The sequence below is a fragment of the Micromonospora sp. MP36 genome (assembly GCF_008119785.1).
GTDB lineage: Bacteria > Actinomycetota > Actinomycetes > Mycobacteriales > Micromonosporaceae > Micromonospora.
This window is the reverse complement of record NZ_VSFA01000178.1, coordinates 1-8,731: the sequence shown is the minus strand read 5'-3', so window position 1 is coordinate 8,731 and position 8,731 is coordinate 1. Positions and strand designations below refer to the sequence as shown.

8 protein-coding genes are annotated in these 8,731 nt (G+C 69.6%); 7 read left to right on the top strand and 1 reads right to left on the bottom strand.

Annotated features, from left to right (window positions below; genetic code table 11):
• The 5 genes from FXF52_RS39350 to FXF52_RS39325 all read left to right on the top strand — a co-directional run.
• Positions 1-690, top strand: a 690-nt coding sequence (locus FXF52_RS39350; RefSeq protein WP_187413994.1) for a CaiB/BaiF CoA-transferase family protein, incomplete at its 5' end; no start/stop codon positions are given.
• Positions 687-1,526, top strand: coding sequence for a citryl-CoA lyase (locus tag FXF52_RS39345; RefSeq protein WP_148804740.1), 840 nt, complete (start codon positions 687-689; stop codon positions 1,524-1,526). The genes FXF52_RS39350 and FXF52_RS39345, both read left to right, overlap by 4 nt.
• Positions 1,527-1,677: 151 nt before the next feature.
• The gene (locus tag FXF52_RS39340) at positions 1,678-2,100 is read left to right on the top strand and encodes a VOC family protein (protein WP_148804739.1); all 423 of its coding nucleotides are present in this window, start codon (positions 1,678-1,680) and stop codon (positions 2,098-2,100) included.
• 369 nt (positions 2,101-2,469) lie between these two features.
• Positions 2,470-3,843 (top strand): FAD-binding oxidoreductase, encoded by a 1,374-nt coding sequence (locus tag FXF52_RS39330; RefSeq protein WP_148804738.1) that lies wholly within the window; start codon positions 2,470-2,472, stop codon positions 3,841-3,843.
• Between the two features lie 459 nt (positions 3,844-4,302).
• Entirely contained in the window at positions 4,303-5,577 is a 1,275-nt protein-coding gene (locus FXF52_RS39325) for a hypothetical protein (protein ID WP_148804737.1), read from the top strand.
• Between the two features lie 233 nt (positions 5,578-5,810).
• On the opposite strand, the gene FXF52_RS39320 is transcribed toward FXF52_RS39325, so the two are convergent.
• Entirely contained in the window at positions 5,811-6,407 is a 597-nt protein-coding gene (locus FXF52_RS39320; protein ID WP_255472857.1) for a TetR/AcrR family transcriptional regulator, read from the bottom strand.
• A 58-nt stretch (positions 6,408-6,465) separates the two neighbouring features.
• On the opposite strand from FXF52_RS39320, the gene FXF52_RS39315 reads away from it, so the two are divergent.
• Together FXF52_RS39315 and FXF52_RS39310 are read left to right on the top strand one after the other, a co-directional pair.
• Positions 6,466-7,506 (top strand): hypothetical protein, encoded by a 1,041-nt coding sequence (locus tag FXF52_RS39315; RefSeq protein WP_148804736.1) that lies wholly within the window; start codon positions 6,466-6,468, stop codon positions 7,504-7,506.
• Positions 7,507-8,086: 580 nt separating this feature from the next.
• Positions 8,087-8,704, top strand: coding sequence for a hypothetical protein (locus tag FXF52_RS39310; protein ID WP_148804735.1), 618 nt, complete (start codon positions 8,087-8,089; stop codon positions 8,702-8,704).
• Positions 8,705-8,731 lie beyond the last annotated feature (27 nt).

Below are 8,731 nucleotides of genomic sequence, written 5' to 3'. Positions count from 1 at the left end.
GACTCGATCGGGGGCCTCGCCGCCGCGTTCGCGGTGGCGGGCGCCCTGGTACGCAAGCAGCGAACCGGCCAGGGAGCCTTTCTCGACGTGAGCATGCTCGACGCCGCGTTGAGCACCATGGGCTGGGTGGTCTCCAACTACCTGATCGGTGACCGTGAACCCGAGCCGATGGGCAACGAGAACCCGACGTCGGCTCCCTCCGGGACGTTCGCCACCGCCGACGGCATGCTCAACATCGCCGCGAACCGGCAGGAGCAGTTCGAGACCCTCTGCTCCGTTCTCGGCCGCGAGGAGCTGCTCGCCGACCCGCGCTTCCGTACCCGGGAGGACCGGAAGCGGCACCGGGAGACCCTGCGGGAAGAGCTGGAACTGAGTCTGCGGAAGCGCCCGGCCCGAGAGTGGGACGAGCTGCTGGCCACCACCGGGGTGCCGGCGGCCCGGGTGGTATCGGTCCCCGACGCACTGGCATCCCACCAGGTCACTCACCGTGGGCTGGTCTCCGAGGTGCCGTCCCCCGCAGGCGACGGTGGCAGCCTCAAGGTGCTCGGCCTGCCCACCCACATCGACGGATCCCCGGTGAACCCCAGCAGCCGGCCACCGCTGCTCGGCGAACACACCGACACGGTGCTCGCCGAGTTCGGGTTCGGAGCAACGGACATAGCCAGGCTCCGGGCGGAGGGAGCCGTATGACCGACGCACACGCGGCAGCACGCGCCCGAGTCACCACCGCGGACGCCACCGCCTGGTGGTCAACCGCGGTCTCCGACATTGAACCGGGAGTCATCCGGCTGCGCGGCTATCCCGTCGAACAGCTGATCGGCTCGGTGTCCTTCCCCGCCATGGCCTATCTGCTGTTGCGCGGCGAGCTGCCGTCCATGCCACAGGCCGAACTCCTCGAGATGGCCCTGGTCGCCGCCGTGGACCACGGCCCGCAAGCCCCCTCGATCGCGGCCGCACGGATGGCCGCCACCTGCGGAGTCGGTCTCAATGCAGCGGTGGCCACCGGCGTCAACCTGCTCGGCGATGTGCACGGCGGCGCGGGGCAGCAGTGCCTGGAACTGCTCGACGCGCTGGTCGCCCGCTCCGACGTCCCGCTCGAAGAGGCCGTCTGCGACGTCCTCGCCGACTTCCGAGCCCGCAAAGCCCACGTACCCGGATTCGGGCACCGGTTCCATCCACGTGACCCACGCCGGGATCCACTGCTCAACGCAGTAGCGGAGCGAGTCGCGGCGGGACACCTCGCGGGTAGCCACCTACGCGCCGCCCAGGAGATCGAGCGCCGGCTGAGCGAGGGCCGATCGCGTCCGGTACCGATGAACATCGATGGCGCCACGGCGGTGGTCTACGGAGAACTCGGCTTCGAGCCCGAGCTGGCCCGCGGCCTGTTCGTTCTCTCCCGCTCGGTGGGCATCCTCGCCCACGCCTGGGAGGAGCGCGGCTCAGGGCGACGGATCAAGGGCCCACTACCGCCGCCACTACTCGCGGACTACGACGGCCCGGCTCCCCGTGACATACCTCTACCCTGATCCCAACCCATCAGGGAAGTACGTCCAGCGGACCGGCCATACAACCGAACTGCCTCCTGGCCATGGCGTGGGCAGCAAAGAGCCAGCTTAATGTCGACATTCGGACATTGGCTGATGCAAGGTGAGACGACCGAGCCGAAGGAGCGTTCACATGTCCGTGCGTCCCGCTGTCCACCTGGCCATACCCGTCGACGACCTGGAAGCCGCACGCCAGTTCTACGGAGATGTCCTCGGGCTTAGCGAGGGACGGTCCACCGGACACTGGGTCGACTGGGACCTGCACGGCCACCAGTTGGTGACCCATGTGGTCTCCGGTGGCCCTGCGCCTGCCGGGAGCAGCGAGGTCGACGGGCACGCGGTGCCTATCCCGCACTTCGGGCTGCTGCTGTCGACCGACGATTTCCACGCGCTCGCCGCCCGACTCCGCAAGGCGGGCACCCAGTTCGTCATCGAGCCTTATCGCCGCTTCCCCGGCGAGCCGGCGGAGCAGTGGACGATGTTCCTCCACGATCCGGCCGGCAACGCGCTGGAGTTCAAGGCGTTCCGCGACGAGTCCCAGGTCTTCACGCGATGAGGCGGATGCTGGTACCAGGGGCCTCGCGCGGGATCGGCCGGGCCCTGGCCCTGGCGTTCGCCGAGCGCGGCGACCGCGGGGGAGTGCACTACGCACCACCGTCGGGCATGCGTCGCCCACCCCATCCGCGCGGCGGCAACGGCTTGACGCCCCCGGAAGCCCAGCCCGCGACGCGCCGCCGGTCGGCCGTATCCCGGTCGGCGCGCCGCGAGCTGGGCGGCCGAACTCCACGAACAACGCCCACTACCGGTCCGGTTCCAGACAGCGGCATCCGGGCGGCGCTGTTAGCGTCGCCGCCACCCCCCTCGGATCCCCGCCAACCGGCACACCTCCTGTACGGCGGGGGCCGCTGCCTCGTCGGGAGCCGCAATGACCTCGATCAACGCCAGCGCCGACGTGGCTCGGGCCACCGAGCGGCTGCGCCCCGTGTTCGGTGACCGGCTACTGCTGCCCACGCACGATGGATTCGCGTCGGCCAGCCGGATCTGGAACTGTGCGGTCACGCACCGGCCCGTCGCGATCGTCCGGTGCCTCGACAACGACGACGTACGCGCCGCCGTGCTGACCGCCCGCGAATGCGACGTGCCGCTCTCCGTACGCGGCGGGGGCCACGACTGGGCGGGGCGGGCGCTGCGCGACGGCGGGTTGGTGCTTGACCTGTCCGGCATGCGGCAGGTGGCGGTGGATACCGGGGCGGGTACGGCCACGATCGGGGGCGGGGCGCATATCGGCGAACTTTCCGGCGCTGGGCGGCAGCACGGCTTGGCCACGCCCACGGGGACCGTACGGACGGTCGGGATGGCCGGTCTGACCCTCGCCGGCGGTTACGGTCCACTCTGCGGGCGGTACGGGCTGGCGTTGGACAACCTGCTGCGCGCCGATGTCGTACTGGCCGACGGCCGCCTTGTGACCGCCAGCCCGGACGGCGACGCCGAACTGTTCTGGGCCTTGCGCGGCGGCGGCGGCAACTTCGGTGTGGTCACCAGCCTGACGTACCGGCTGCACGAGCTGCCGACCGTGCTGGCCGGGATGATGCTGTTCCCGTTCGCCCAGGCGGCCACCGTACTGACGGGGTACCGCGAGATCGTGGCGACCACCGCCGACGAGGCGACGATCATGGCGGGCTTCCTGCCCAACCCGGACGGGCCGCCCCTGGTGTTTCTCTGCCCCATGTGGAGCGGAGCTGACCTCGCCGAGGGCGAGCGGCTCATCGCGGGGCTGGAGCGGCTGGGCAACCCGGTCATGAGCCAGATCGCCGCAACGCCGTACCACGATGCGCTGAGCATGTTCGACGGCGCCATGCGTGAGGGCAACCACTACCGGCTGCGTACCCGCTGGCTGTCTCACCTGTCCGACGCCGCCGCCGAGGAGCTTATCGACGCCGCCGCGCAGATCGCCTCACCGTACTCGGCCATCTCGATGCACCACTTCCACGGCGCCGCCGCCCGAGTGGGCCAGGCCGAGACCGCCTTCGGGCTGCGCACGGACCACCCGCTTGTCGAGATCGTCGGGGCGTGGGCGCCGGAGGACGCCGAAGCGGGGTACGGCGACTGGGCCGACCAAACGTCGCAACGGTTGGCGCCGCTGGCGTTGCCCGGCGGCTACCCGAACCTGCTCGGCGCGGATGAGCCCGAGCGGGTCCCGCCGAGTTACGGCCCCAACTACGAGCGGCTGGTCAGCGCCAAATGCCGCTACGACCCGGACAACATCTTCGCCTCGGCCGTACCGACCCTCGCGGTCTAGCCCTCTCGATCAGGTCGCCTCTACCGCCGTCATCCGGCCAGCATGCCGCCGCCCGCCAGCCTCTGGTCGACCTCCACGGATCACATCAACCTCGGCGGCCGAGGGCGGAAGCTCTGGTACGAGGAGACAGCGCAGCGTGGATGCGGGGACATTGTGGAAACGCTGCGACTCAGGCCGGAAGCGCCTCCGCCAAAGATCCAGTGACTGGGGGACAGCCTCCGCCACCCTGCGGACGAGTGCGTTGGCGACCGCCCCGGATAACGTCTGGATCAGCGCACGTCGGAACCAGCGGAGTTGATCCGCCCGCCACAATCCCCCCATGAACCCCTGCCTCACACCGAGCCGGCCCTCACGCCGGGACCAGCGGCAACATGAACGGGCAGTATCCATTGTGGATAGACGTAACTGATCCTTGGTAGCCTCCACACTCCGAATTGTGGACTTCTTTGGGGAGGCGGGATGTCCAAGTCGTGGCGATCAGCTGTCGCTGCGTCGTTGTGCGCGGTGGCGGTGGGTGTGGGTCCGGCCATGGCGGTCGCGTCACCGGCGACCGCAAGCAACACCAAGGCCGCTGAATTGGCCTGGGGTGACAGCGTCGACGAGGCGGCGGCCGTCATGCGTGGACTGTCAGAACAGGGTGTGGCCGGCTACACCGGCATGTCGGCCGATCAGAACAAGCGTGAGCTGCGCGTGCTGTGGAAAGAGCCGATTCCTCGTGCGGTGGCGGCGTTCGATCATCGGAGAATCGCCGGCCTGACGATTCGCATCGTGCCGGCAAAGTTCAGCGAAGAGGAGCTTGTTCAGAAGAGCGAGCAGCTGCTGGCGGCCGCCAAGGCCGGCACCGTGGCGCCGATCTCCTACGTGTACGGGGCTGACGACGGTTCCGGCCTGGTCATCGGGGTCGACCCCGCGGCCGCGAGCTCCCTGCGGGCACCCATGCGCACGAGCGACGCCCAACGACTGACCGGCCTTCCGGTCACGCAGGAGATCGGTGTCGCCCCTGCGACGACCGGACGGCAGAACGACTCCGACCCCTGGTACGGCGGCGGCATGATGGAGGCCCCCGGCTTCAACCCGCCCAACGATCTCGACCCGTATCTCTTCTGTTCGAACGCCTTCGCCGTTCTCCTGCCCGATGGCTACGGAAGACTGTTGGGCGCCCGGCACTGCGACGACTACGGCAACCTCGCGTGGTACAACGGCGCGCACAGCCCACTGACCAACGGTGGCGCGGACGTCGACATTCAGAACACCGATGACACCATGCTCATCGACCCGATCGGCGGGACTGGCGGCTGGGTCCACGGCGGGCCGTGGAACGCCACCAGCTCGCACTCGCGCTACCACCTGAAGGTGGCGTCGGCGGGGAGCGCGGTGCAGAACCAGGTCGTGTGTACCTCGGGTGCCAATTCGGGCGAGCACTGCGGTTTGGTCGTCAACAACGCGACCATCCTCACGTGGACATGCGCCAATGGTGGCACCTGTCACGGCTGGAGGGCTCGCAACCCCACCTCGCCGGTGGCGTCCAACGTCGGAGGCGACAGCGGCGGGCCGGTGTACCAGCCACGCTCGGACGGCAGGGTCAACGCGCGAGGCGTCATCTATGGAGGCGACACGGCGATCTCCTGTGGCGATGTCCGGTTCAGCGTCGGCAACTGCTACGCACAGGTTTGGTTCACTGACATCACCCGGGTCACCGCACTGTGGGGTGTGAAGATCGAGACGACGGCCTAGCGGTTGTAGGTACGGTTGGGTGGCCGACGGTCGCCCAACCGTACCGCGACGTCAGGCACTGGGACGGCGGCCGTGATTGGCCTTGCGCTTGCGCCGATCGCGGCGCTTGTTGGTCTTCGGCGTGTGTACATCCGCGGGCCCAGGACATGCAGACCGGCACGGCCTGACGGGGCCGTCTGCGCGGTTCACTGCCGGCCGAGGGTGAACTGGAATCGCTCGGCTACCAAGGCCGGTTAGTCGGTCACGCCCCGGCCGCGGACCAGCGGCAGGAAGATCTCGTCGACGATCTCGACCAGGACCTCGTCGGGCACAGCCGGAACGCCGCGCAGGGCATACTCGCCACGCAGCAGCATCATCGGCAGTGCCGCCACCCGCGGCTGCACCGCCTCCGGGGGTGCCTCGCCGCGGGCCACCGCCCGGCTCAGAAGGGTGAACCAGGCGGCGTTCATCGCGCCGCCGCCGGCCTGCTCGCGCAGTAGCTCCAGCAGGGCCGGCTCGTCGGCGGCCGCCGCCAGGAGGTCGCGCAGGATCGCCCCGCGGGGTGACGACCAGGTCGCGTTGGCCCGCCGCAGCAGCTCCAACGCGTCGCCTCGGAGGCTGCCGGTGTCGGGCGTCGGGGTGCGGGCGTCGGCCAGGTGCTTGTAGGCGGCGATGCCGAGCGCGGCGCGCTGCGGCCAGCGCCGGTAAATCGCGTTCTTGTTCGTGCCGGCACGCTGGGCGACCTTGTCCATGGTCATGCCGGCGTAGCCGGAGGCGGTCAGTTCCTCGGCGGCCGCGCGCAGGATCGCCTGCTCCAGATCCGCACCCCGCCGCCGCCGTTCCACTGCCACGGTACGCATCGTACGCTAGCCAGCGTACGGTACTTCCCGTACCTTAAAGGAGGTAGCAATGCGCGCTTGGGGCGTCACCTACGACACCGGCTTCACCAACATGGGAACCACCACCCATGAACCCTTCGACCCCGACATCGTCGCCAAGGACATGCGGATCATCCGCGACGACCTGCACGCCGATGCCGTCCGGATCACCGGCGGGGTCGCCGACCGTCTGGAGATCGCCGCCCGGCACGCGGTCGCCGCCGGCTTGGAGGTCTGGTACTGCCCGTTCACCAACGGCCTGACCAACGACCAGTTACTGGCGTTCCTGCTGGACGCCGCCGAGCGCGCCGAGCGGATCCGGCGGGAAGGGGCGAACGTGCGGTTCCTCACCGGCTCGGAAATCAGCATGATGACGATCGGGCTCATGCCCGGTGACACCCTGACCGAGCGAGCGGCCGTCCTCACCGACCCGGCGCGGGTCCGCGAGGTCCTCCCCGGCCTGCAGCGAGAGACCAACGCGCTTCTGGCCCAGGCCGCCGCGGGCGCCCGCGAGCGGTTCGGCGGCCTCATAGGGTACGCGTCGCTCCCTATGGAGGCGGTGGACTGGACGCCGTTCGACTTCATCGCAACCGACGCCGGCTACCGCGACGCCAGCAACGCCGCCGCCCTACCCGCGAACCTCGCCACAATGACCTCCCAAGGCAAGCCGTTCGCCATCACCGAGTTCGGCTGCGCGCCCTTCAACGGAGCCGCGGACCGGGGCAGCCGCAGCGACATCATCGGGTACGACGAGCACACCGCACAGGCCGCCCGGCTCACCGAGACCGTCGAGCGCGACGAACCCGAACAAGCCACCTACCTGCGCGATCTCCTCAACGTCTACGACGCCGGCGGCGTGGACACCGCGTTCGTCTATACCTTCGCCTCCCGGCACCTGCCCACCTCAGAGGACCCCGAGCGGGACTTCGACCTGGGCAGCTTCGGAATCGTGAAGGTCCTCCCACCCGGCCGCACCGGGACCGCCTACCCAGGAATGCCGTGGGAGCCCAAGGCCGCCTTCTACTCCCTGGCTGAGTATGGCCGCGCCCGGGCGAGCGCGTCCGCGGTCTGACGCGTCTCCGGAAGGTCCGCGCCGAGGACGCGCTGCTGCGGCGGCCGCGTGTCCTCGGCGCTCCCGGGCGGAGCCCGCCTCGCCTAAGGCTTTGAGCGTGAGGCTCAGTTGGCCGGCGATGTCCAACGGGTCCACGTGTTCCTCGCACGTCGTGGACCCAAACAGAGCAGGAGGGGTCGCAAACGGCCAGAAGCCGGCCAAGATCGAGTGCGCTGTGATGCCGCCGGAAGTGCGCGGCTAGGGCTGCGATGAGCGCAGGTCGCGACGTCGAGATCCGTGAAACAGACCAGCGCCGAGGACGAGCGCTGGTCCTATCACGACCAGCGCCGCCTCGGTGGGGCCCGACACCAACGGCATGTCCCACACTCCAAATGGCCGTGGCAGCCCCAGGTGGACCGCCGCGAACCCGGCCGCGCCCGCGCCCATCAGCGTCAGGACTCGACTGCGTACGGCCCGAACCCGCCGTCACCCGCCCACGACAAAAGCGCACTTTCCCGCCGTTCTATAGACGTCCGTCAAAGTGTTTCTTAACATGGTCCCTGCCGTTCGGCGAATTCTCCCGTCCCTCCAGGAGACAGACTTGATCAGGCATTCGCTTTCACTGGTCGCGGCGGCCGTTCTCGGCCTTTCCGCCGTGGCCGCCCCCGCCCAGGCCGCCCCGGCACCAGCCCGCGCGGTGGCGCACTCCGACCTGGGCGTCCAGGCCGCCCCCACCGGTTGCACGACGTGGGTGGAGTGGGTCCAGGAGGGCAGTAACAGCTACTACTACGGCCGCGGCAACGTGCAGTGCGCCACCGGCCGGTACAAGGTCAAGCTCCAGTGCCGTAACCTGCAGACGGGCGTGGGATACGTCGTCTACGGCGGCTACGCGGTGAACGCCCCCGGTACGGCCACCATCCAGTGCTACAGCGGGAACGTCGCCGAAGGCGTGTACCCCGTCGAGGATCCGCTGCCCACAGTCGGTGTCACCGGTTGCGTCTCTTGGGCGGAGTGGGTCCACGAGGGGAGCAACCACTACTACGGCCGGGGTACCGCCCAGTGCGACACGGGCGCCTACCGGGTCCAGATCCAGTGCCGCAACGTGCAGACGGGCCAGCGGTACGTCGTCTACGGCCCGACGGTGAACGCCCCCAGCATCTCCACCACCACCTGCAACCGGGGCAACGTCGCGGACGTCGTGTCGGGCGTACCGGCGTGAGGGCTGACGGGCGGCCCTGCACCGCCC